We start from the raw sequence: 24,045 nt of genomic DNA, 5'->3' as shown, positions 1-24,045 counted from the left end.
ATGAACCGTAACCGTGTATGGGGGAATAAAAAACTTACTCTTTATCGAGCTTCTCTTGACGCCGGCTTTTTTTTGCCGGAGCTTCGTCTGCATCGGAAAACTGCAGAGCCTGCTCTTTTTCATCAAAACCTATGCGGATACTGCTGCCTTCGCTGAAGCGGCCTTTGAGCATCTCTTCTGCCAGCGGATCTTCAACATAGCGCTGCAGGGCCCGTTTGAGTGGACGAGCTCCGTATTTCTGGTCGTACCCTTTGTCAACAAGGAACTGCTTTGCCGGCTCCTCAAGTGTAACCTCAATGCCCATGTCGTGCAGGCGCTTGAAGAGCTTGCCTGCTGTGATATCAATAATCTTGAAGATATCCTCTTTTTCAAGCTGATGGAAGACGATGGTGTCGTCAATCCTGTTCAGGAACTCGGGGTTGAACACCCGTTTGAGAGCGTCCTCAATGGTCGACTTCATGGCCTTGTAACTGCCTGTGCTGTCGTCGGGGGATGTAAATCCCATACCTGAACCAGCACCAAAGCTCTTGATGTCTTTGGCTCCAATATTGGAGGTCATGATGATGATGGTGTTGCGGAAGTCGACCTTGCGGCCAAGGCCGTCGGTAAGCACGCCTTCGTCCAGCACCTGCAGCAGGATGTTGAACACATCAGGGTGAGCTTTTTCAATTTCGTCGATAAGCACCACGGAGTATGGCTTGCGCCGCACTTTTTCTGTGAGCTGGCCCCCCTCTTCATAGCCTACATATCCTGGAGGCGCTCCAACAAGACGGCTGACGGAAAATTTCTCCATGTATTCACTCATGTCGGCACGGATAAGGGCGTCTTCGCTGTCGAAAATGTAACGGGTGAGCGCCTTGGCGAGTTCCGTTTTTCCAACGCCTGTGGGGCCGAGGAAAATGAATGAACCAATGGGACGGGAGGGGTCCTTCAGACCGGCACGGGTCCGCTGTATTGCTTTGGTGATTTTTTTGATTGCTTCATCCTGCCCTATGACCTCTTTCTGGAGATCGGCCTCCATGGTGAGAAGCTTTTTGGATTCAGACTGGGCAACACGGTCCACGGGAATACCCGTCATCATGGAGACAACAGAGGTAATGTCGGTATCGGTGACATCGTACACGGTTTCAGCTGCTTCGTCTTCCCACTCCTGCTTGGCATGGTCGAGCGCTTCAAGAAGGTTTTTCTCTTTGTCGCGAAGCTTTGCGGCCTCTTCGAAGTTCTGCATCTTCACGACCTGGTTTTTCTCGGCCTTGACCTCTTCAACAGATTTCTCGAGCTCAAGAATCGCCTTTGGTACATGAATGTTGCTCAGGTGCACGCGCGCACCAGCCTCGTCCATGACATCAATCGCCTTGTCGGGGAGGAAACGGTCGGTAATGTAGCGCTCGGCAAGCTTGACCGCTTTTTCAATGGAGTCTTCCGAGTATCTTACATGGTGGTGCGACTCGTATTTGGACTTGATGTTGTTGAGAATCTGAATGGTTTCGTCAACAGAGGTCGGTTCAACCATGATTTTCTGGAACCGCCTGTCAAGCGCACCATCTTTTTCAATGTACTGGCGATACTCGTCAAGCGTTGTGGCACCAATGCACTGGAGCTCACCACGAGCGAGCGCAGGCTTGAAGATGTTGCTGGCATCAAGCGATCCGGATGCCCCGCCTGCACCAATGATGGTGTGAAGCTCGTCTATGAAGAGGATGACATCACGGCACTTTTCAAGCTCGTTCATGAGAGCTTTCATACGCTCCTCAAACTGGCCGCGGTATTTGGTGCCGGCAACGAGGGCAGCGAGATCAAGCGCAACCACCCGCTTATCAAAGAGAACCCGCGATACCTTGCGCTGCACGATTTTCAGTGCAAGCCCTTCTGCAATGGCTGTTTTACCCACACCAGGTTCACCGATGAGCACCGGGTTGTTCTTTTTGCGACGGCTGAGCACCTGGGCAACCCGCTCAATTTCCTTTTCGCGGCCAATGATGGGGTCAAGCCGGTCCTCTATGGCAAGGCGCGTGATGTCACGCCCGAAATTGTCAAGCACGGGGGTTTTGGTGCGTTCCGCTTTGCGGCTCTCGCCTTTTCTGGCAGGGCGTTCCATTCCACCCGAAGAGAACGACTCTTCCATACCAGTGTCTTCCGGCTCGCCGGGGCCGGTGGTGCCGCTGATGGCCTGAAGTTCATCGCGTGCGAGGTCGTAGGTGACGCCAAACTGCTCAAGTATCTGAGCAGCTATATTGTCTTCGCCTTTCAGAATGGAGAGGAGCAGATGCTCCGTTCCAATAATGCTTGATTTGCAGATTTTGGCTTCGAGATAGGTGATTTTCAGCACTTTTTCAGCCTGCTTGGTGAGCGGCACATTGCCCATCTGCGTTGCAGGCACTTTCGGCCGTGTGCTCTCCTCTATTTTCTGCTTGAGCTTGAAGAGATCTATCTTGAGGTTCTTGAGGATTTTGGCGGCAATCCCCTCACCCTCGCGGATAAGTCCGAGAAGGAGGTGTTCGGTGCCTATATAGTCATGTCCGAGACGAAGAGCCTCTTCGCGGCTGAGACGGATGACATCCTGAACCCTGTTTGAGAAATTTCCTTCCATTATTGTGTGCTGTGCTATAGGGTTTGTACGCAAGAACTGTTGCGTACAAGAATTATATAAAGATAGCGAGTGAAAAACAATCTCCTTCTCTCGGAAAAACAAACTTGACACAGCTCTTCTCATTTCATAAGTCAAGGCCGTTTGTTCGTCCGCGCCGTTCTCCTTATGTTCATTTGACGCTGCAGTGTCTCATTTCTTTCGTTTCATCATTAAAAACCCTGCAACAGAGTAAAAGGTTCTCAATCTGCCGTTCCAATGAAGGTCACCTATATTCTAATTGACGATGCCGACCCCCGGCACCGGGAGCTCTCCATCTACAGGCAGGGCACCATCAATCGCGTGATGCTGGAAGACAGCGGCTACAGTGTCTACAGCTCCATTGCAATTGACGCACATAACTACGCGGCCCTTTTCCATTACGGGCTGGCGGACGCGCTCGGCAGCCTTCCGTTCATGTCGGAAAGCGGCAACGGGCTCGACAGCTGGGACGAGGCGTTCCTGCACTGCAGCAGCCTGAAAGCGATGCTCAACATCATTGCCGGGGAGAGGAAAAAGATTGATCCCCAAAACCCTGAGACCATTCTTCTTGGATGGCAGGAGGAGCCGCCTGCCGCCTTTCTTCGAGAAATTGACCCGAACCGTTTTCTCTCGTTTCTCAATGAGCTCAGCCTGTTTGTCCGCGCTACCATCAAGGAGGAGGCGGACCTGGAGTTTATTCTCTAAAGAGACTGTAGCGGATCGGGGTGAATAAACCGGTAATTGAGAGCCCCTTCGAGTTTACTGCTGCTGATGATCTTGAAAGGAGACGGCTCACCCCCTTCATTGACAGGAGGCAGTTCGATTCCGCCAATTTCGGCCGCCTTCGAGTAATAGTCGATACGGGATGGATGGCCGGGGCTGCAGGCGTTGAAGACCTCTCCCCACTGACCGAGACGGATTATTTCGGTGATGATATTGATGCAGTCATCCCGATGGATCAGGTTCATCGGCTGGCCGGGATCCGAAATTTCAGCCATCCTGCCAAGATAGTTTGCAGGTGAGCGGTCATAACCAACAAGACCGCAGAACCTTACCACTGTAGTCTGGAAGGAGCGCTCCTGCATCAGCATCTCTTCAACAAGCAGGAGAGCCTCTCCGGCCGCTGAACCGGCACTGCCCGAGTCGGTATCTTCTTCAGTCACCTCACGGTTCAGCATGGGGTATACCGAGGTAGAGCTGACCAAGAGGACGGTGCGCACCGGGGAGAGCTGAAGTGCATCGATCAGCGATGAGAACTGCTGGACATGGTACTCCGCTATATCGCTTCGGCGCTCGGGCGGAAAGTTGACAATAAGAGTTTCACTTTCAAGGAACTCTGCCGGCTCATCTCCTTCGAGCTCAGGGCTGAGGTTGAGAATATAGGGCTCAATTCCCTCCGTACGGAGCTGCTCCAAATGCTCTTCGGCGGTGGTGGAGCCTTTGACGATGAAGCCCTTTTTGATGAGAGCTTTGGCAAGGGGAAGACCGAGCCAGCCGCACCCGAGAATACTGACAGTTTGGTTCTGCATTGAAACACAGGGAAAATTGTTTGGGAAGGAATCTTCATGAGTTGCGATTCTCCACAAATATACACAGCTTTCATTCTACTGAAAACTGCTGACACTCCAACGAACGCAACCATGATGAAACCCGAAGAGATCCGCATCACCGTTATTGTTGACAACACCCCACTTTCAGACTTCAGCTCCGAGCACGGATTTTCCCTCTGGATAGAGGCTGGAGGCTCTACGCTGCTGTTTGACACGGGAAGATCAACAGCATTTTCGGCCAACCTCCACAAGCTGGAAATTGAGCTGTCGCGTGCCGACATGCTGGTGCTCAGCCACGGCCATTACGACCATACAGGAGGGGTGGCTCAGGTGCTCCGGGAGGTTCCGGCAATGAAGGTATGCATGCATCCGGGCGCACTCACACAGCGGTGGAGCATCCGTGAGGGGGTGGCAAAACCGACCGACATGCCCAATGAGGGAAAAGAGGCCATCCGGGCTCTCAACCCATCACAAATTCTCAATGCAACCGGGCCGATGGAAATTCTTCCAGGTATTCGTGTCACTGGCCCTGTGCCGAGAGTAATCGAATTTGAAGACCCCGGCGGCCCGTTTTTCCTCGACACCAAAGGCGCCGTCCCTGACCCGATTGAGGACGATCTGTCGCTCTGGATAGAGACCACGGAAGGGCTGGTCATTATTGCCGGGTGCTGCCATTCTGGGCTTGTGAACACCATCAACCATATCAGAGCCGTAAGCGGAGAGGAACGGATAGCCTCGGTTGTCGGTGGGCTGCACTTATCATCAGCCAATGAGGAGAGGCTGGAAAAAACGGCTCTGGCGCTGGCAAAATTCCCGATTGGAAGAATCCACACCAGCCACTGCACGGGAAACAAAGCGACAGAACTGTTCAGTCACAGGCTTGAATGCCCGGTATCAGCTACGGCGGCAGGGCTTCGGTTCACCCCTTAAGGAAGCTTCCCTGCAGCACCATGAATTTCGCCGGCCATGCCCTCGGCACGCTCTTTCATGGCCAGAAGTATTCCCGGCAGGTCTTTTTTCTGAACCGCCCGCACAAAAAAGTCAGGAGCAAAAAAATCAGGTTTGAGGTGGGCGCGGAATGTCAGTACCCTGCCGGGAACACCCTCAAGCCTGGTAATGGTCCACTCCCCCCTATACAGCTTGAAGTCCCCCTTCGTCTGTCGGAAGGAGAGGCGTTTGGGATAGTCGCCTTTGAGAAGAAGCTGGATGGTGACTGTCTTTTTAAAAAAAAGCACCCCGGTCCGGCCGACTGAAAACATCTCCTGCTCAGTGCCGTTGTCCGAAATCAGCCCGCTCTCCCTTACCTTCGGCACAAAATTCTTCTGGTTGTCGTAATCGGTCAGGGCCCGCCAGATGGAAGCTGCCGGTGCATCAACACGAATCATGCCCCTCACACTGGTGACGCCATCGTCAAGATCCGAGGTAGACACAACAGTTTCGCCATCTGCCAGAGAGCTCCGCTCCGCGGAAGTCGTCGCTGGTGCGGACTCCGGAAAAACCGGCAGCGCAAGCAACGGAACATGCAGGAAGAGCGGGCATGCCGCAATCAGCAGTGTCATGCGCACCATTCCCATCAAGCCATCTGTCTTCATCAGGTCGCTCCTCATGTGTAATCCATGAAAAAAAGGGGAAAGCGTCAGAGTCTGGACGCCGGCAGTACGCTTGTAAAATATAAGGACTTCCTCAGGGGAAACCAATCAGCCGGCCGTATGCTCCGCCCTCAGGCGATCCAGGCATGCAGGGCAAATGCAGGTGGTATAACGACGGGAGAGCTCCTCAAGCAAGGCCGCCGGCACAGTGCGCGATGCACACCAACAGTCAAGAGAACCTTCGCAGGTGAAGGAGTTGCCACAGATCGGGCAGGAAATTATTTTCGGATGGGGTTCCTGTTCGCTGGAATGTGTCATGGCAACTGACCGAATGCGAATATTTTCACTCTGTCGGCGTAGCGGGATTTGAACCCACGACCCCTTCCACCCCAAGGAAGTGCGCTACCAGGCTGCGCTATACGCCGATGTGCCGTTTCGGAGTGTAAGTATAAAAAAATCCGGCAACTTAATGGAATATTTTTTTCATCGGACAAATGTTGTCAACAATCAACCCTCATTCCGTCAGATAAAATCAGAAACCCCGCAACTATTCCACAATGACACACACAAAAAGCGAACAAACAAATAAAACACAATAATAAAACGACTTAAAGAAAACTACCATACTGTATCATCCGTCTCTTCCCCTGTCCCGCCATGAGACACAGCCAAATCCTTCGACAAGTTATCCACATTCCCTCAACATCAGCAGGCAACGGAAACCGAGAGCTACGGCTGGAGCCGGCGGTGCTTGATATACTCAACAATCGGAGGAAGAATGGAGAGGATGATGATGGCAAGAATAAGCAGCTTGAAGTTCTCCTGAACAAAGGGGAGCTGGCCGAAAAAGTACCCGCTGTAGCAGAACAGGCCAACCCAGAGAAGAGCGCCGGAAATATTGAAAAAAATGAAACGATGATATGTCATGGCACCGATACCGGCAACAAATGGGGCAAATGTCCTGACAATGGGAACGAAACGGGCGATGATGATGGTTTTGCCTCCGTATTTCTCGAAAAAATGGTTTGTTTTGATGAGGTGTGACGGGTTGAAAATGAATGATTTCTCGTAGTCAAACACCCGTGGCCCCACTTTGTGGCCTATGGCATAATTGAGGGTATCTCCCAGAACAGCGGCTGAGAAAAACACCAGAAAGAGCAGATTTGCATCGAGGGCTGAACCGGCAAGTGAGGCCAGCGATCCTGCTGCGAAGATGAGAGAGTCACCGGGCAGGAAGGGGGTAACAACCAGACCGGTTTCGGCAAAGACGATGAGAAAGAGAATGAGGTAGAGCCAGACACCATAGTCTGCAGCAAGCACCTGGAGATGGATGTCGATATGCATGATGAAATCGACAAGTGGCGCAACAAAGGCGATGGGCGAAAAGTCCATAGGAAGAGTTGGACGGTGTAAAAAAGTTATGGGAGGGCTTTCTGCCCTTTCGTATTATAAGTTATATATTAAACTTTTCTTTTTGTCAAACGACACCCTCCTCTACGCATGAGCTATTTCGCCACCGACCGATGCAGGATGTATTACGAGGACACTGCGGAAACGGACCCGTCAGCAACAACCAAACCGGCGGTACTGTTCGTCAATGGCTGGGCAATATCGGCCCGCTACTGGAAGCCGGTGGTAGAGCTGCTTTCGCCAAACTACCGCTGCATCACATACGACCAGAGCGGCACAGGAAGAACCCTCATCAAAGGGCACACCCCTTCGCTCACCATTGGCGGATTCGCCGATGAAGCTGGAGCACTCATTGAGCATCTCGGACTTGACCGTTCCCGGAACCTGCATATTGTGGGCCACTCCATGGGAGGAATGGTGGCCACCGAGCTTGCTCTGCGTTATCAGGATGCTCTGCTTTCAGCAACAATCATTGCCTGCGGCATTTTTGAGGAGTCGATGGGCAACGCAGTCGGACTCTTCATCCTGGGAGGACTGATTGACATCTCGCTCCATTTCAGGAACATTTTTCTGGTGGATCCGATGAAAAGCATGTTCATCAAACGGGCAACAGCAAAAGATATAGGAGAGGAGTACAGCAACATCATTGTTGAGGACTTTGCCGGCTCCGACCGCGAAGCCACCAATGCGGTGGGCCGTTTTTCGATAGATCCGGAAGCACTGAGGAAGTACACCAGAAGCGTCGTCAGCATACCCTCGCCCGTGCTCTGCTGCGTTGGCATGGCCGACCAGACCATCCCCCCCGAAGGAACTGTGACGCTCTATCATGAACGCAAAAAGAGAACTCAGGCTCCTACAGAACTGGCGCAGTTCATGGACCTCGGCCACCTCCCGATGCTTGAGGACACCCTCCGGTTTACTGCGGCCCTGAAAAAACATTTTGAATTTGCCGGGCAATTGTATAAAAAGAGCTCTTGATACCCGATTGTTATGAAAACCGCACCGAAACTGATGACTAATTTCAAGACTGACTGCTGAACGATGATACGACCTCGTTATTCTTTCCTGCCGGCGGCCCCTATGAGGGCACTTTTTCTGGCCCTTGTCATCAGCGCCCTGTCCCTCACAGCGGCTCCCTCTGCCGCAGTTGCAAAATCGAACCTGTTCGGCCTTCCGAGCATTGAGGAGCTTGAGAACCCCAACCCCGATCTGGCCTCACTGGTTTATTCGGAGGATGGCGTCATCCTCCATAAATTTTTCCTCAAAAACCGGACCTTTGTGCCTCTGAAATCCATTCCGATGTCAGTCCAGAAGGCACTGATTGCTACTGAAGATGTAGAATTCTACCGCCACTGGGGGGTCGATCTCCGCCGTCTGGTAATTGCCATGGGAGAGAATGTTGTACGGGGCAGAAGCCGGTGGCACGGGGCGAGCACCATTACCCAGCAGCTTGCAAAGAACCTGTTTCTGACGCAGGAGAGGACCGTCACGCGAAAAATGAAGGAGTTCGTGACGGCAGTTGAGCTGGAGAAAACCTATACCAAAGACGAAATTCTGGCCCTCTACCTGAACACCGTCTATTACGGTTCCGGGGCATACGGAATTGAAGCGGCGGCAATCACCTATTTCGGCAAAAAGGCCAGTGAACTGACACTGCCCGAAAGCGCAACCCTGATTGCGACACTGAAGAACCCGACAGCCTACAACCCGGAAAAAAACCCGGAAGGCTCACTGGGCAGGAGAAATCTCGTGCTCTCCCTGATGGAAAAGGAGAAATTCATCACTCCGGCCGTAGCGGCAAAAGCAAAAAAGACTCCGCTCACAATCAACTACACTCCGGTCAGCCACCACGGAGCAGCCCCTTATTTCACCGAGTATATCCGCCAGACAGTCAAGCCCGCAGCCAGACTTGGCGACATCAATCTCCATCGGGACGGCCTGACCATTCAGACCACACTCGACAGCCGTATGCAGAACTACGCCGAAGAGGCGGCATCCGAGCATCTCGCCAGCCTTCAGGCCAAGTTCGACCGTTACTGGACATGGACCGAGCCACTGAAAAACCAGATGATCAGGGAGAGTGCCCGATACCGTGAAATGCGCGACGAAGACGGGCTTTCGGACGCCCGTGCAATGGCGAAACTCAAGGCCGACAAAGTATGGCTGAAAGGGCTTCTTCACGACAAAACACGCATTCAGGTGGCTCTGGTAGCCATAGACCCTTCCAACGGCCATGTAAAGGCATGGGTAGGCGGCAACAAATTCGCACCCGAGGACTACAAGTACCAGTTCGACCATGTGTGGCAGGCACGGCGCCAGCCGGGCTCCACCTTCAAGCCCTTTGTGTACAGCGCTGCCATCGACAAGGGAATCCCCGCCAACTTCCAGGTGCTCGACCAGCCCCTTGAGCTCAAAAGCGGTGACAAGATCTGGTCTCCAAGAAACTCCGACAACTCTTCAGGGGGATGGACCACCCTCCGCTCGGCCATAACCCGTTCACTGAACCAGGTGACGGTACGGCTTGCCTATGAGAACCTCACCACTTCCGAAATAATCAGCTATGCGAGAAGAATGGGGATCTCTTCACCCATACCCTCGAACCTCTCAATTGCACTGGGAACTGCTGAAGTGTCACCGCTTGAACTTGCCGGAGCATTTTCAACCTTTGCCAACAATGGTGTCTGGAACGAACCGGTCTCCATTCTGAAAGTGGAGGACAAGAACCACCACACCCTGTCGGAATATGTCCCCAACAGCCGCTTCGCCATTGACTCAACCAGCAATTTCGTCATGGTCTCAATGATGAAGGATGTCATCAACAAGGGTACCGGCATAGCCGTTCGAGCCCGTTACGGGCTCGACATTGAGGCCGGAGGCAAAACAGGTACCACCCAGAGCCTTCGCGACGCATGGTTTGCGGGGTTCACTCCGCAGCTGGTTGCCGTGGTATGGACCGGCTTCGACGATGAGCGAATCAAATTCACCTCCATGGAATACGGCCAGGGCGCCCGCGCCTCTCTGCCAATATGGGCAGGGTTCATGAAACGCTGTTACGCCGACCCCGCACTCGGCCTTGAAAACAGGTATTTCCATATACCCGACAATGTCATTGCCGTACCAATTTCCTCAACGACCAACAGGCCCTCGAACCTCTATGACCCTGAGGTCTACATTGAATATTTCACCCCGAAAGGGTTCCAGTATTACCAGAATCAGCCAGATCACTCTGAAGAAGCAGTACCCGACCCCTCAATGGATCCGTCGGCAGTCCCCGAAAAAGACTGGAAGAGCGAATGGGGATTCTGATGCCTGCATTTCACTAAACCAACAACCGTCCTCCCATGCAATCTGTCCTGGTACTGGATTTCGGATCACAATACACACAGCTGATAGCCCGCCGCATACGCGAACTCGGCATCTATTCCGAAATCCTCCCCTACAGCACCACACCTGAAACCATTCGCGAGCACAACCCGAGAGCAATCATCCTTTCGGGAGGACCCACAAGCGTCTATGGTGATTCAGCCATTCTACCCCACCCCGGAATCTTCTCTCTCGGCCTCCCTATCCTCGGTATCTGCTACGGCCTGCAGGCCATCGCAAACCATTTCGGCGGTGCAGTTGAAAGCTCCTCCAAGCAGGAGTTCGGCAGGGCTAAAATTCTGGTGGACCGTAGCGCAGATCATGAAAGCCTGCTCTTTGAGGGCTTTCCGGATTCCGATGTATGGATGAGCCACGGCGACAAGGTAACCCGCATGCCCGAAGGATTCCGCGTCACCGCAAGCAGCGGAAACTCTGAAATGTGCGCCATCGAGAGCTATGGAAGCAAAGCCGCCCTTAAAATATACGGACTCCAGTTCCACCCCGAGGTACAGCACTCCCTGTACGGAAAACAGCTGCTCGGGAACTTCCTGTTGAACATTGCCGGAATCACTCCCGACTGGTCGTCAAAAAGCTTTATCGACCACCAGATAGAGGATATTCGCGAACGGGCAGGAAACAATACGGTCATCTGCGGCATCAGCGGCGGGGTCGACTCTACCGTGGCCGCAGTTCTCGTCAGTAAAGCCATCGGCAAACAGCTGCACTGCGTTTTTGTTGATAACGGCCTCCTCCGCAAGAATGAAGCAGAAAAAGTCATGCAGTTCCTCAAGCCGCTGGGCCTGAAAGTGACCCTTGCCGATTCGCGCGACCTTTTCCTCACGCGGCTGAAAGGTGTAGCCTCCCCTGAAAAAAAACGCAAAATCATAGGCCGCACTTTCATCCGTGTCTTTGAAGAGCACATCCACGAAGAGAAGTTTCTCGTGCAGGGCACCCTCTACCCCGATGTGATTGAGAGCGTCAGCGTCAAAGGGCCGTCGGAAACAATCAAATCGCACCACAATGTTGGCGGACTGCCCAAGCGCATGAAGCTGAAGCTCATTGAGCCGCTGCGCGAACTGTTCAAAGACGAGGTCCGCGCTGTAGGCCGCGAACTTGGCATAGCTGAAGATATTCTCATGCGCCACCCTTTCCCCGGCCCCGGCCTTGCGGTCAGGGTGCTCGGATCGGTGAACCCCGAACGGGTTGAAATTCTGCAGAACGCTGACGAAATTTTTATTGAAGAGCTGAAGTCAAGCGGCCTCTACCAGCAGGTATGGCAGGCCTTCTCAGTGCTTCTTCCTGTGCAGTCGGTTGGAGTGATGGGCGACAAACGCACCTATGAGAATGTGCTTGCGCTCCGCGCTGTGGAATCAACAGACGGCATGACTGCCGACTGGGCCCACCTGCCGCACGACTTCCTTGCGAAGGTATCGAACCGCATCATCAACGAAGTCCGCGGCATCAACCGTGTTGCCTACGACATATCATCAAAGCCACCGGCTACTATAGAGTGGGAATAGCTCACATGCAGGGGGAAAAACTCACTTACGCTTTTTTTACCGGTATCCTCATAGGCACATTGGGAGGTCTTATCGGACTGGGCGGAGCTGAGTTCCGACTACCCCTTCTGATCGGCTTCTTCGGTTTTCCGGCACTGGAAGCGGTAATTCTGAACAAGGCGATGAGTCTGGTTGTCGTAGCATCAGCGTTGCCGTTCAGGGCTGGTGCCGTCTCATGGGACCTGCTGGCCGACAACTGGCAGATCGTCATAAATCTGCTGGCCGGAAGCCTGCTGGGAGCATGGATGGGTGCCGGATGGGCAACAAAGCTTCAGTCTAAAGGGTTATACAAAATCATTGCAACCCTGCTTGTCGTCATCGCGGGCTTTATGATCAGCGGCCATCTGGTGGAGGATGCCGGCAGTCCTTTGCTGGAAAACTCCCTTCAGCTGGCACTCAGCGGCGCGGCAGCTGGCTTTGCTATCGGCGTTGTCGCCGCCCTGCTTGGAGTTGCAGGAGGAGAACTGCTTATACCGACCCTGGTAATTCTGTTCGGCGTCGACATCAAGCTGGCCGGCAGCCTTTCCCTTGCTGTCAGCCTGCCAACAATGCTGGTCAGCTTTACTCGTTACAGCCGTGACCGGAGTTTTTCAGTACTGGGAGCTAATAAACCTTTTCTCTTCATCATGGCAGCGGGGTCCCTCGGCGGCACATGGATTGGTGGCCGGTTACTCGGGGTTGTTTCTGAAACTGTACTGATTCCTATGCTTGTCCTGCTTCTGCTTCTGTCTGCATTCAAGGTTTGGAAACACCAGTAAACACCTGCACCAAGAACCGCCATCGCAAGTGAACGCATGAAAGAGCTGCTCCTTTTAAATATCTCAGGCCCGGACCGTCCGGGCCTCACCGCATCCATCACCGGGGTGCTCTCCAGCCACCTGATTCCGGTACTCGACATCGGTCAGGCGGTCATCCACGACCACCTCGCACTCGGTATGCTGGTGGAAATCCCCAGCGGCTCGGACTCGGCCGCCATCATGAAGGACCTCCTCTTTAAAGCGCACACCCTCGGCCTCCAGCTCACCTTCACGCCGGTCACGGAGACCGAGTACGCCAGGTGGGTCGACGAGCAGGGTAAAACCCGCCACCTGCTCTCGCTGCTCGGACGCAGGATCACTGCCGAACACCTCGGACAGGTGACTGCCATAGTCGCAGCACACGGCCTGAACATCGACACCATAAACCGCCTCTCCGGTCGAGTTCCCCTTGAAAACGGGACAGAGAGCGACATAACGAAGGCCTGCGTTGAGTTTTCGGTGCGCGGCACCCTCCAGAATGAAGCGAAGTTCCGCGAAGAACTGCTCATAGTCACCGACACCCTCGGCATCGACATAGCATTCCAGGAAGACAACATCTTCCGCCGCAACCGCCGTCTCGTAGTGTTCGACATGGACTCAACCGTCATCACCTCCGAGGTGATTGACGAACTGGCCCTTGAAGCGGGTGCGGGAGCCGAAGTTGCCGCCGTCACGGAGCGGGCGATGCGCGGTGAGCTTGATTTTTCCGAAAGCCTGCGCCTGCGGGTCTCAAAGCTTGCCGGGCTTGATGAGTCGGTTCTTGAACGGGTGGCAAAGCGTCTGCAGCTTACTGAAGGAGCGGAAACCCTCTTCGGCAGACTGCACAATCTCGGCTTCAAGACAGCAATCCTTTCAGGCGGCTTTACCTACTTCGGCCGGTATCTGCAGAAAAAGCTGAATGTTGACTATGTGTACGCCAACGAACTGGAAATTGAAAATGGAAAGCTCACGGGGAGAGTTATCGGAGAGGTTGTTGATGGAAAGCGAAAAGCTGAACTGCTGGAACATATTGCCACAAAAGAAAACATTCGCCTTGAGCAGACCATTGCTGTGGGTGACGGAGCAAACGACCTTCCCATGCTCGCGAAAGCCGGGCTCGGCATCGCCTTCCGAGCTAAACCCATTGTGCGCGAAAGTGCCCGTCAAGCCATTTCTACCCTCGGCCTTGACGCAATACTCTATCTGATGGGATTTCGCGACCGCGACTCAGTCTAAGTATTCCACGAACCCTTCAAACTCCTCCCGGGGCGGAAGCGTAATGGCTCCTGAAGTGCAGATGGGTACGCAACGCGTGCAGAGCACAAGGCACTTATAGGGATGGGCAACAACCAGCTTCGGACGCTGGACGCCGGTAGGATCAGGCGGACCGAGCTCAAACACTCCGGGTTTGCAGAGCACCTTGCAGTCGCCGCAACCGTTACAGAGGTCGGGGTTGATTGTAGGATACCAGGGGATATCTTCCCTTGGCACAAGCAGCCGCTTCTTCCTTTTCAGCGGAGCCTTTCCCTCTACCTGCCCGGGAGGTGGAGCTTCATTGGTTTTTTCCTGTGCCTTCTGCGGCAAAGGAAGAGGGATCTGTGGCGCTTCAGAGAGAGTTGCCTCAGCCTGCTCGTCATCAAACCCCTCCATTCTGCGCGATTTGAGTAGACGGCGCAGTGAGCGAACAGGTCTGAAAGGGCACCCCTCACATGAGAGCTTTTCACATCGTCCAAAAAAACAGTCAAGAATCAGCATAAGCTTAATCGTGAATTGTGACCGGGAATCCAGGGAGCCCTCTACTTGATGATTTCCACAAAGTGCCGGAAGTCTTCGACAGGAGGAAGGCTTATGGCTCCCGACGGACATTGCGCCACACAACGGGTACAAAGCACAACGCAGCTGTACGGGTTCGTAACCATCATCTTCGGGCGGCCCACACCCTCAACCGGACCCGGCTGAAATACCCCCGGCCGGCAGAGGTCATGGCACTCACCGCATCCGTTACAGAGATCGGCGTTGATTGTGGGATACCAGGCAATCTCCTCCCGGGGAGCAGTAAGACGCTTCTTCTGTTTAGGTGCAGGTGTACTCATAGGTAATGATATCCTCTGTTACAGTGAGAAAGAACGATGCCCTGCGCCGGTCGTGCACTTTGGGCGCACATTATGCCGCAGGATTGCTGGCGGTATTCTCCTGCCCTGCCTTTCTTCAGCCCGCTTTTTCGGGGGCGCCGCAGACGCAGCGGTCAAGATGGCGGAGCTTTATTTCCACAGCTTCTGCTGCCTTAAGGAGCGGATAGCCGGTGGGAGGTCCGGTGAGGAGCGGATGGGTACCAAACTGCATGGTGAGCAGTTCATTGATGGTCATTTTGCTCTCGATGATGACCCCGATAACATTGATAAGTTCACCTGCACTGACACCTCCGGTAACTGCGCCGCCGAGCACAAGGCCGCTTTCGCGGTTGACAATGAGCTTGACGAACTGTGCGGCTGTTCCGGGCATGGTTTTAGGATGTTTGTCAATGCCTTCAAATCCGGCAGAGACCACATCAAATCCGCGCTCACGGGCAAGGTCTTCAGTAACGCCTGCCGCAGCAAAGGTGATCCCGCCGATTGCGGTGGAGAAAATGGCAATAGTGCCGCCAAAGGTGCGAAGCCGTGAAAGGCCAAAGAGGTTCATGCCGGCGATGCGAGCTTCTGAAACAGCGGTTGAGGCAAGCATAAGCCCCTTGACAATACGGGTAATGAAAGAAAACTTCTCAGCACAGTCGCCCACAGCGAACACATCCTTATCGGCAGTACGCATGTATTCGTCAACCTTGATGGCACCGAGTTCATTGAGCTTCATGCCGGCCTTTTCAGCAAGAGCAACATTGGGAGCGTACCCCATTGCAAGAATGACTGCATCGGCCTGAAGAGTATCGCCACCCTCAAGCATGACCCGCCGGACAGCTCCACCCTCGCCTTCCAGTGCAAGAACCTTCTCATTGGTTCTGAGGGTAACGCCGCGTTCTTTGAGAATCCCTTCCGCCTTAAGCGAGAGATCGCTGTCGAAAGCGAGGCTGAGCACATGGGGCAGGACCTCGACAAGGGTAATCTGTTTGCCTTTTTTGATGAGCTCGTCGGCCATTTCAACACCAATGAATCCGCCACCGATGATGACAATCTTTTCGCACGGCTCAATCCTTTCGCGCACATCGGCAAGATAGTTGCGGTCTTTGGGAATGGTGAAAACATTCTGGAGGTCGCGTCCTTTGAGCCATCCGGGAACGCGGGGCTGGGAGCCGGTTGCAATGACAACCTTGTCAAAGGAAATCTCAAGGCCGTTTGCCGTAAGGGCAGTTTTCGTTTCGCGGTCAAGCGAGACCACCTCATCAATGACGAGCTCAACACCTGCTCCCTCAATGTGGGCGTTCGGAATGACATTCTGCTCAACACCTTTCAGTGTGCCGAAAATATAGGGAATGCCGCAGGGCACAACAGCCTCCCGTTCCTTGCGCACAACCATAAAGCTTTTATCGGCATAAAACGCCTTGCCGGTTGTTGCTGCGGCTATACCTGCAGCGCTTCCGCCAATCACCAATACATCAACACTCTTCTTCATTTTTGAACCTTTTTTATCCTATTAATTGAAAACACATATAAGACACTTCGCTATGCCTTTACGATACAGCGTACTGCCTCTCTGAACACTCTGCAGGCATCTTCCATTCCCTCGGGATTTTTACCGCCGGCCGTAGCAAATTCTGCCTTGCCGCCACCCCCGCCCTTCACAGCTGCAGCCGCCTGACGAATAAGTTTTCCGGCATCAATGCCAAGCTCCTTGACCGCCCTGTCGGAGGCGAAAGCTGCAAGGGAGACTTTTCCTTCGGCAGAACTGCAGAGCAGTCCAGCCGAAAGGGGAAACTGCTGGCGAAGCATCTGGGCTGCATAACGGAGCCCTTCAGCATCGGCCCCATCAACCACTCTGGCCACAATGCGGCAGCCACACACATCTTCCAAAGCGGAGGCATCGCCCTGAAGCTTTGCAAGCAGAACATCTGCCTTGAGCTCCGCAAGCTGTTTTTCCAGAGCCCGACGCTCCTCAAGAATTGCCGCCACTTTTTCCGCAGGCGGCTCTTCGGCTTTCATTTTGAGCAGCTGGCGTACATCGTGCAGTTCCCGATACTCGTGCCACATCAGCTCTTCGGCCGCACGGCCGGTCAGAGCCTCTATACGCCTCACACCAGCGGCCACGGAAGATTCGCCCACAATCTTGAAAAGCCCAATCTGCCCCACATTATCAACATGAGTTCCACCACAGAGTTCAACGGAAATCCCGGGAATTTCAACAACCCGTACGAGGTCGGCATATTTGTCTCCAAAAAATGCCAGCGCCCCTTTGGCTATGGCGTCGTCGTAAGGAACATCGGCATGCTTCAGGGTTGCTTCAGCCTGACGGATACAGTCGTTCACTGCCGACTCGACAGCATCTATCTCTTCCGGGGTGAGTTTTGAGAAATGGCTGAAGTCAAACCTGAGACGCTCCGGATTGACAAGGGAGCCTTTCTGCTGGACATGCGCCCCAAGAGTATGACGAAGTACAGCGTGAAGCAGATGAGTCGCTGTATGGTTCCGTTCGGTTGCCTGACGGAGCTTTCTGTCAACAGAGGCATGCACTCTCCCCGGGCCAACAGCAATATCGGCCGGGTCGGCCTCGCTGTCGCGGACATTGTCGAACGCACGGGTAACCACATGAACAAATGAGTCACCATCTTTCTGCGTGTCGGTCACTTCAAGCCTGTATTCTCCAGTTTCAATCCACCCACGGTCACCCGTCTGCCCGCCGCTCTCGGCATAAAAAGGAGTCCGGTCGAGCACGAGCAGAAGGTTCTTTTTACTCCTGGAAATACCAATGATGGATGCATCAGCTTCCAGCCCGTCGTATCCGGTGAACTCTGTGGCGTGTAGATCGGAGAACCACTCCCACGAACCCTCTTCGGCCCCGCCCCGCTGTTTTTCACGGCGGTCCTGACGGGCCCGGGTTTTCTGCTCCTGCATACAGCGTTCAAACCCTTCGCCATCAACCTGCAGGCCGGCAGATGAGGCCATGAGGCGGGTAAGATCAAAAGGAAATCCGTAGGTGTCATAGAGCTTGAATGCGTCTTCTCCCTCAAGAGTTGAGCTGCCCTCGCCCCGGACCTTTCCAACCAATCCGTTGAAAATTTCAATCCCGCGGTCAAGCGTCACAAGAAAACTCTCTTCTTCAGCTTTAACAATACGAGCTACGGCATCCTGGCGGTCGCGAAGCTCAGGGAAAACATCGCCCATCGAGTCGGCAACCGTAGCCACAAGGCGATGAAGAATCGGCTTATTGTATCCAAGATCTTTTGCATAACGAAGGGCACGGCGAAGAATGCGGCGAAGGACATACCCACGCCCTTCGTTTGAGGGCATGGCGCCATCAGAGAGAGCGAACGAGAGGGTTCTTGCGTGATCGGCAATCACCCTCATGGCAATGTCCTGAGGGTCGTGCATTGAGGCGCCATACTCAACTCCGGTCAACTCTGTTATGGTGTCGAAGAGAGGACGGAAAACATCAGTATCATAATTGGAAGACTTTCCCTGCATGACGGCACAAACTCTTTCAAACCCCATACCGGTGTCAACATGTCTTTGGGGAAGGGGCTCCAGACGGCCATCGACTTGACGATCGTACTGTATGAACACTAAATTCCAGAGCTCAATGGCTTGGGGGTCGTCCGCATTCACGAGTGCTCTGCCGGAGCCGTCGGGAGTCAGGTCTATATGAATTTCCGAACAGGGACCACACGGACCGGTCTCACCCATCTCCCAGAAATTATCCTTGTCGCCGAAACGAAGAATATGGTCGGGGCGTATGGAGGTTTTCTCTTCCCATATCCTGAAACTCTCGTCATCATCATGATAGACGGTTGCGTAAAGGCGCTCTTCAGGGAGTTTCCAGACAACGGTCAGAAGCTCCCATGCCCAGGTGATGGCCTCCTCCTTGTAATAATCACCGAACGACCAGTTACCGAGCATCTCGAAAAAGGTGTGGTGATAGGTATCGCGGCCCACATCTTCAAGGTCGTTGTGCTTGCCGGAAGCGCGGATGCATTTCTGTGTATCGGCAGCGCGGCTGTATGGCCTCGTCCCCTTGGCGAGAAACACATCCTTGAACTGGTTCATCCCTGCATTGGTAAAGAGCAGGGTAGGATCATCGGCCGGAATGACCGGCGCGGAACGGACAATGGTATGGGACTTGCCAACAAAAAAGTCCAGAAAGGACTGTCTGATATCACTGGATTTCATAACACAGGTAAAGTCTTGTTGCATGGCCGCGGAAACTCACCAAGGCGGCGGCATTCGCGCGAAAGTTACCCATTTGCGCTCGTGTTGCCAACTATATTCCATTGTTATTTCACTTCTGCAACCGTTCATTGAAACCATGCACGGAACAGTTGGGGGGAGGAACCGGGCTATCTTGAGGGAAAAAGATTTATATTGCAGCAAGCAATAGTACACCGCATGTCAAAAAGAGACACCGAACCTGCAACACAAGACGGAGAGAGCGAATGAGCTGGGGAGTGGAAGATGACGGCCGCCGCAAGGGGGTCAAAAAGCTGATGGAGCTTTCCGAAAAGATCATGCGGGATAACCCGAACCATGTCAATGAGGTCTCCAAAAGCGACAGCGGATGCTGGATGGAGCAGATGTACGGCATGCAGCGCTGCGATTTCTGCGACCTTGCCGCCGACTGCCCCATCCGTGAAGAGCAGGAGTGGCAGGAATACCTGAAAACCAACAACATCGTTGTTGAGAAAAGCAGCGAAGGGGAGAGCAGAGCCGAGAGATGAATTTGGTTTCCCCGCAATAATCCTCTATATTTATTGTTTGCCTGCAGACTAAAATCCGATCATACGGTCTGCACTGTTTTCCCGCCTTAGCGCATCTATTATCATGACAACAACCCAGGTGGCCGCCCGCAAAGAGACGGGTCACTCAGGGTGGGATGTTGTTGTTTATTAACCTTGAAAAGTAATGACAGGGACTATGACCGACATAACAACGACAAACAAAGGGGTCAATGTAACGCCTAAAACCAGTGTAACCGTGCTTTTTGCCGGTGACTCAGGTGACGGCATGCAGCTGACCGGCACGCAGTTCGCCAACACGGTGGCTGTATACGGATCCGACCTTAACACCTTCCCGAACTTTCCCTCCGAGATCCGTGCTCCAGCAGGCACCATTTCAGGAGTATCGGGCTTCCAGATGCAGTTTGGAAGTCAGTCGGTCTATACACCCGGCGCAAAGTTCGATGTGCTCATTGCCATGAATGCAGCGGCGCTTAAAGCAAACCTCAACAAACTTCATCATGGAGGAATCATCATTGCCGACACAGACGGCTTTGACGACAAAAACCTCAGGCTGTCGGGATATGGTGAAGGAAACAATCCGCTTGAAGACGGTACGGTTGCCGACTACACGGTATTCAGCGTACCAGTTGTTTCCCTGACCCGGAAAGCTCTTGCCGACACCGGACTCAGCGTGAAAAATATCGACCGCTGCAAGAACATGTTCATTCTGGGCATTCTCTACTGGCTCTACAGCCTGCCCATCGACACCACAATCAAAACCCTGCAGACCAAATTCAAGAACAAAGCCGACATCGCTGCTGCCAACATCAAAGCGGTCACCGCAGGTTATAATTTTGGCGACGAAACTGACATGTTTGCCCAGTTCGGCCGTTTCTCGGTTGCTCCGGCAGGCAAACAGCCGGGAACATACCGCCGTGTCACCGGCAACGAAGCGGCAGCCATAGGCCTTGCCGCAGCATCAAAAAAAGCGGGCCTGAAACTCTTTCTCGGTTCCTACCCCATTACTCCGGCAACAGAAATTCTCCAGACACTGGCCAACCTGAAACAATGGGGCGTCAAAACCTTTCAGGCTGAAGATGAAATTGCCGGTGTTCTCAGCAGCATCGGCGCCTCATACGGCGGCGCGCTTGCGGCAACCAGCACCTCAGGTCCCGGTCTTGCCCTCAAGAGCGAAGCACTCGGCCTCGCCGTCATCATGGAAATCCCTCTCGTCGTCGTCAATGTACAGCGTGGCGGTCCCTCAACCGGCCTGCCGACAAAGCCGGAACAGTCCGACCTCTTCATCTCCATGTACGGCCGTCATGGCGAAGCACCGATGCCCATCATCTCTGCACATTCGCCTGTTGACTGTTTCTATGCCGCCTATGAAGCAGCGAAGCTCTCCGTTGAGCACATGACGCCCGTCATCTGCCTGACCGACGGCTATCTGGCCTTCAGCTCAGAGCCGATGCTGATTCCCTCACCCGCAGAGCTCAGCGAAATCAAACCGGTGTTTGCCAAACCAAGAGCAGCGGATGACGAGCCCTACCTTCCCTACAAGCGCAACAACATGGGCGTCAGGGATTGGGCTGTTCCCGGAACCAAAGGACTCGAACACCGTATCGGAGGTCTTGAAAAGGCGAACGAAACAGGCAATGTGTCGCACGACCCGGCAAACCACGCCCTGATGACAAAGCTCCGCGCCGAAAAGGTGGAGAAGATTGCGGACTGTATCCCGCTCCAGACGCTCGACAATGGAGCCGAGAAGGGGGATCTCCTGGTTCTTGGATGGGGCTCGACCTACGGCGCAATCAAAATCGCAGTTGACCGCGCAATCAAAGCCGGGCACAGTGTCTCCCACGCACATGTCCGCTACCTGAACCCTTTCCCGAAAAACCTCGGGACAATGCTCGGCAACTACAAAAAGGTCCTCATTCCTGAAAACAACTGCGGCCAGTTGCTGATGATGATCAGGGACCGTTTCCTTATTGAGCCGGTTGCGTTCAACAAGGTTGAGGGTCTGCCGTTCAATGAGATGGAAATTGAAGCAAAAATCACCGATATCGTAAAGGAGCTGTAAACCATGACCGACACACTGACCAAACTGACGGCAAAAGATTTCACTTCGAACCAGGAACCGAAATGGTGTGCTGGCTGCGGTGACCACGCCGTCCTCCAACAGCTGAAAAGCGCCATGGCCGACCTCGCACTCAAAACCGAAGAGGTTGTGGTTGTATCCGGCATCGGATGCTCCTCACGCCTGCCTTACTATGTAGCGACCTATGGCATCCACGGAATTCACGGCAGAGCGCTGCCGGTGGCAAGCGGCCTGAAAGCCGCCCGCCCCGAACTCAGCGTCTGGGTAGCTACGGGTGACGGAGATGCACTCTCCATTGGCGGAAACCATTACATCCACACCATCCGCAGAAACCCCGACCTGAATGTCCTGCTCCTGAACAATGAGATTTATGGTCTCACCAAAGGGCAGTACTCTCCGACATCAAAAATCGGACAGCGCACCGTCACCTCACCAAACGGCGTGGTTGATTACCCGATGAACACCGTTGCACTGACTCTTGGAGCAGGCGGAACATTTGTGGCCCGGGTTATGGACCGCGACGGCAAGTTCATGCGTGAAATTTTCAAGCGTGCCGCTGAGCACAGGGGAACATCACTGGTGGAAATCTACCAGAACTGCCCGATCTTCAATGATGGCGCCTTCACCGCGTTCACAGACCGTGAGCGCAAGGCCGACACCACCATTTATCTGGAGCACGGCAAACCCCTCATCTTCGGCAAAGAGAGCGACAAGGGAATCAAGCTTGACGGGTTCACCCCTGTTGTGGTTGACCTCAATGATCCCAAGGTATCGCGAGATGACCTTTGGATTCATGATGAAAATGATTTCATCAAGGCCAACATGCTCTCCCGCTTCTTTGACGACCCGGATGCAGAGGGCGATTATCTTCCGCGTCCTTTCGGCATCTTTTATGCTGAGGACCGGTTCACCTACGAAGACGCCCTGACCGCTCAGGTGGAAAAAGCTCAGGAAGATGGTGAAGGAACCCTTGAGTCACTGCTTACAGGAAAAAGCACCTGGACCATCAAGTAAGTCCGACTCTCAAATCCAGTGAACAGGAAAAGCCGGCTCAGGGAGCCGGCTTTTCTCTGTAGATCAAAAACAGTTTCAAGTATTCCCCTACCCTCTCTTATCCCTCCTCGTTCCAGACTCCCATGGAGGAAAATTTCTCGATTCGACTGTTGACCAGCTCTTCGGATGAAAGGGGAAGAAGGGCTGAAAGCTCTTCTATAAGAATGCCTTTGAGTGTTCCGGCCATGGCTTCAGGAGCGGTATGAGCACCACCCATGGGCTCGGGCACAATCCTGTCGATAATTCCCTGACTGAGAAGGTCGGGAGCTGTCAGCTGCAGCGCCTCAGCGGCCTGCTCCTTGTAGTTCCAGCTTCTCCAGAGAATGGATGAGCAGCTTTCCGGGGATATGACTGAGTACCAGCTGTTTTCAGCCATGAGAATGCGATCACCCACACCAAGGCCGATGGCGCCACCACTTGCCCCTTCGCCTATGATGACACAGATGACAGGAACAGTCAACTTCGCCATTTCATAAAGGTTGCGGGCAATGGCCTCAGCCTGGCCACGCTCTTCAGCCTCAATGCCGGGAAAAGCGCCAGGTGTGTCAATAAGGGTAATGATGGGCTTACGGAACTTCTCGGCAAGCTTCATGAGACGCAGAGCCTTGCGGTACCCCTCAGGCTGCGCCATACCGAAATTGCGATAGAGATTGGACTTGGTATCGCGCCCTTTCTGGTGGCCAATGACCATGACCGGCTGGGAAAATCCCGATACGCGGTCCTCAATGCGCGCAAAGCCGCCAACAATCGCCTTGTCATCGCTGAAGTGGCGGTCACCGGCGAGCTCTACAAAGTCGCAGGTGATCATATAAATATAATCGAGCGTATATGGGCGCTCCGGATGGCGGGCAAGCTGCACCTTCTGCCACCGGGTCAGGTTTTTATAGATAGACTGACGCAGTGCCTCAACTTTTTTCTCCAGAGTTCCGATCTCGTTCTGCAGAGCCTCGGCTTCATTTGGAGCCTGTTCGCGCGAACTGCTTCTCAGGCAGTGGCGCATCTCGCCAAGCTTCGCTTCAAGCTCAACAAGCGGTTTTTCAAAATCCAGGACGACTTTCGTAGCCATAGGTAATAATCAGATGAATAAGTCTTCCGGGCGGACAGGCAATGCCCGTATACCCAAGATAAAAAAAAGTCCACCAGGCTGAAGCCTGAATGGACTTTTTACATGAAGAGAGAAAGC

At 53.7% G+C, this 24,045-nt stretch carries 20 protein-coding genes and 1 tRNA gene; 10 read left to right on the top strand and 11 right to left on the bottom strand.

All coding sequences use genetic code 11. The annotated features are described in order from the left end of the window. Nucleotides 1–34 precede the first annotated feature (34 nt). A complete protein-coding gene (locus EKD02_RS02440) occupies nucleotides 35–2,590 on the bottom strand; it encodes an ATP-dependent Clp protease ATP-binding subunit (RefSeq protein WP_126341550.1) in 2,556 nt (851 codons plus the stop codon). A gap of 255 nt (nucleotides 2,591–2,845) precedes the next feature. Between EKD02_RS02440 and EKD02_RS02435 the strand changes: the two genes are divergently transcribed. Continuing rightward, nucleotides 2,846–3,313, top strand: a complete 468-nt coding sequence (locus EKD02_RS02435) for a hypothetical protein (RefSeq protein ID WP_126341551.1) — start codon at nucleotides 2,846–2,848, stop codon at nucleotides 3,311–3,313. On the opposite strand, the gene EKD02_RS02430 is transcribed toward EKD02_RS02435, so the two are convergent. Continuing rightward, nucleotides 3,310–4,137 carry a Rossmann-fold NAD(P)-binding domain-containing protein gene (locus EKD02_RS02430; protein WP_126341552.1) on the bottom strand — a complete coding sequence of 276 codons (828 nt, stop codon included), beginning with the start codon at nucleotides 4,135–4,137 and terminating at the stop codon, nucleotides 3,310–3,312. The two genes, EKD02_RS02435 and EKD02_RS02430, sit on opposite strands and share 4 nt — an antisense overlap. 111 nt (nucleotides 4,138–4,248) lie before the next feature. Between EKD02_RS02430 and EKD02_RS02425 the strand changes: the two genes are divergently transcribed. Continuing rightward, a complete protein-coding gene (locus EKD02_RS02425) occupies nucleotides 4,249–5,088 on the top strand; it encodes an MBL fold metallo-hydrolase (RefSeq protein WP_244924384.1) in 840 nt (279 codons plus the stop codon). Here the strand turns inward: EKD02_RS02425 and EKD02_RS02420 are convergent. From EKD02_RS02420 to EKD02_RS02405, 4 genes are all read right to left on the bottom strand, one after another. Continuing rightward, a complete protein-coding gene (locus EKD02_RS02420) occupies nucleotides 5,085–5,750 on the bottom strand; it encodes an SRPBCC family protein (RefSeq protein ID WP_126383627.1) in 666 nt (221 codons plus the stop codon). The genes EKD02_RS02425 and EKD02_RS02420 overlap by 4 nt on opposite strands. A gap of 105 nt (nucleotides 5,751–5,855) precedes the next feature. Further along, on the bottom strand, nucleotides 5,856–6,065 hold the full coding sequence (locus tag EKD02_RS02415) for a cysteine-rich CWC family protein (protein ID WP_126341555.1): 210 nt from the start codon (nucleotides 6,063–6,065) through the stop codon (nucleotides 5,856–5,858). Nucleotides 6,066–6,098: 33 nt separating this feature from the next. Continuing rightward, nucleotides 6,099–6,172: transfer RNA gene (locus tag EKD02_RS02410), tRNA-Pro, on the bottom strand. 304 nt (nucleotides 6,173–6,476) lie between these two features. Further along, nucleotides 6,477–7,139, bottom strand: coding sequence for a DedA family protein (locus EKD02_RS02405; RefSeq protein ID WP_126341556.1), 663 nt, complete (start codon nucleotides 7,137–7,139; stop codon nucleotides 6,477–6,479). Between the two features lie 108 nt (nucleotides 7,140–7,247). Between EKD02_RS02405 and EKD02_RS02400 the strand changes: the two genes are divergently transcribed. The 5 genes from EKD02_RS02400 (at nucleotide 7,248) to serB (ending at nucleotide 14,091) form a co-directional block, all read left to right on the top strand. Then, nucleotides 7,248–8,135 carry an alpha/beta fold hydrolase gene (locus EKD02_RS02400; RefSeq protein ID WP_126341557.1) on the top strand — a complete coding sequence of 296 codons (888 nt, stop codon included), beginning with the start codon at nucleotides 7,248–7,250 and terminating at the stop codon, nucleotides 8,133–8,135. A 102-nt stretch (nucleotides 8,136–8,237) separates the two neighbouring features. Beyond that, nucleotides 8,238–10,463, top strand: a complete 2,226-nt coding sequence (locus EKD02_RS02395; protein ID WP_237409519.1) for a penicillin-binding protein 1A — start codon at nucleotides 8,238–8,240, stop codon at nucleotides 10,461–10,463. A gap of 35 nt (nucleotides 10,464–10,498) precedes the next feature. Continuing rightward, a complete protein-coding gene (gene guaA, locus EKD02_RS02390) occupies nucleotides 10,499–12,040 on the top strand; it encodes a glutamine-hydrolyzing GMP synthase (protein WP_011890822.1) in 1,542 nt (513 codons plus the stop codon). 5 nt (nucleotides 12,041–12,045) lie between these two features. After that, a complete protein-coding gene (locus EKD02_RS02385; RefSeq protein WP_126341559.1) occupies nucleotides 12,046–12,837 on the top strand; it encodes a sulfite exporter TauE/SafE family protein in 792 nt (263 codons plus the stop codon). A 36-nt stretch (nucleotides 12,838–12,873) separates the two neighbouring features. Continuing rightward, a complete protein-coding gene (serB, locus tag EKD02_RS02380) occupies nucleotides 12,874–14,091 on the top strand; it encodes a phosphoserine phosphatase SerB (protein WP_126383623.1) in 1,218 nt (405 codons plus the stop codon). On the opposite strand, the gene EKD02_RS09980 is transcribed toward serB, so the two are convergent. The 4 genes from EKD02_RS09980 to alaS all read right to left on the bottom strand — a co-directional run bounded on the left by EKD02_RS09980 (nucleotide 14,083) and on the right by alaS (nucleotide 19,166). Continuing rightward, a complete protein-coding gene (locus EKD02_RS09980; RefSeq protein ID WP_185805678.1) occupies nucleotides 14,083–14,610 on the bottom strand; it encodes a 4Fe-4S dicluster domain-containing protein in 528 nt (175 codons plus the stop codon). The genes serB and EKD02_RS09980 overlap by 9 nt on opposite strands. 41 nt (nucleotides 14,611–14,651) lie before the next feature. Next, a complete protein-coding gene (locus tag EKD02_RS02370) occupies nucleotides 14,652–14,948 on the bottom strand; it encodes a 4Fe-4S dicluster domain-containing protein (RefSeq protein ID WP_011890826.1) in 297 nt (98 codons plus the stop codon). Between the two features lie 115 nt (nucleotides 14,949–15,063). Then, a complete protein-coding gene (locus tag EKD02_RS02365) occupies nucleotides 15,064–16,458 on the bottom strand; it encodes an FAD-dependent oxidoreductase (RefSeq protein ID WP_126383621.1) in 1,395 nt (464 codons plus the stop codon). Between the two features lie 50 nt (nucleotides 16,459–16,508). Next, a complete protein-coding gene (gene alaS / locus EKD02_RS02360; protein WP_126383619.1) occupies nucleotides 16,509–19,166 on the bottom strand; it encodes an alanine--tRNA ligase in 2,658 nt (885 codons plus the stop codon). 263 nt (nucleotides 19,167–19,429) lie between these two features. On the opposite strand from alaS, the gene EKD02_RS02355 reads away from it, so the two are divergent. The 3 genes from EKD02_RS02355 (at nucleotide 19,430) to EKD02_RS02345 (ending at nucleotide 22,823) form a co-directional block, all read left to right on the top strand. Next, a complete protein-coding gene (locus EKD02_RS02355) occupies nucleotides 19,430–19,711 on the top strand; it encodes a hypothetical protein (protein ID WP_126341561.1) in 282 nt (93 codons plus the stop codon). Between the two features lie 196 nt (nucleotides 19,712–19,907). Beyond that, nucleotides 19,908–21,791 (top strand): 2-oxoacid:acceptor oxidoreductase subunit alpha, encoded by a 1,884-nt coding sequence (locus EKD02_RS02350; RefSeq protein ID WP_126341562.1) that lies wholly within the window; start codon nucleotides 19,908–19,910, stop codon nucleotides 21,789–21,791. A gap of 3 nt (nucleotides 21,792–21,794) precedes the next feature. Further along, a complete protein-coding gene (locus tag EKD02_RS02345; protein ID WP_126341563.1) occupies nucleotides 21,795–22,823 on the top strand; it encodes a 2-oxoacid:ferredoxin oxidoreductase subunit beta in 1,029 nt (342 codons plus the stop codon). A gap of 97 nt (nucleotides 22,824–22,920) precedes the next feature. Here the strand turns inward: EKD02_RS02345 and EKD02_RS02340 are convergent, their stop codons facing one another. Beyond that, nucleotides 22,921–23,928 (bottom strand): acetyl-CoA carboxylase carboxyltransferase subunit alpha, encoded by a 1,008-nt coding sequence (locus tag EKD02_RS02340; RefSeq protein ID WP_011890832.1) that lies wholly within the window; start codon nucleotides 23,926–23,928, stop codon nucleotides 22,921–22,923. Between the last annotated feature and the right edge of the window lie 117 nt (nucleotides 23,929–24,045).

Source organism: Chlorobium phaeovibrioides (genome assembly GCF_003968655.1).
GTDB lineage: Bacteria > Bacteroidota > Chlorobiia > Chlorobiales > Chlorobiaceae > Chlorobium > Chlorobium phaeovibrioides.
The sequence above is the reverse complement of the archived record's forward strand: the minus strand, read 5'-3'. Positions and strand labels throughout refer to the sequence as shown.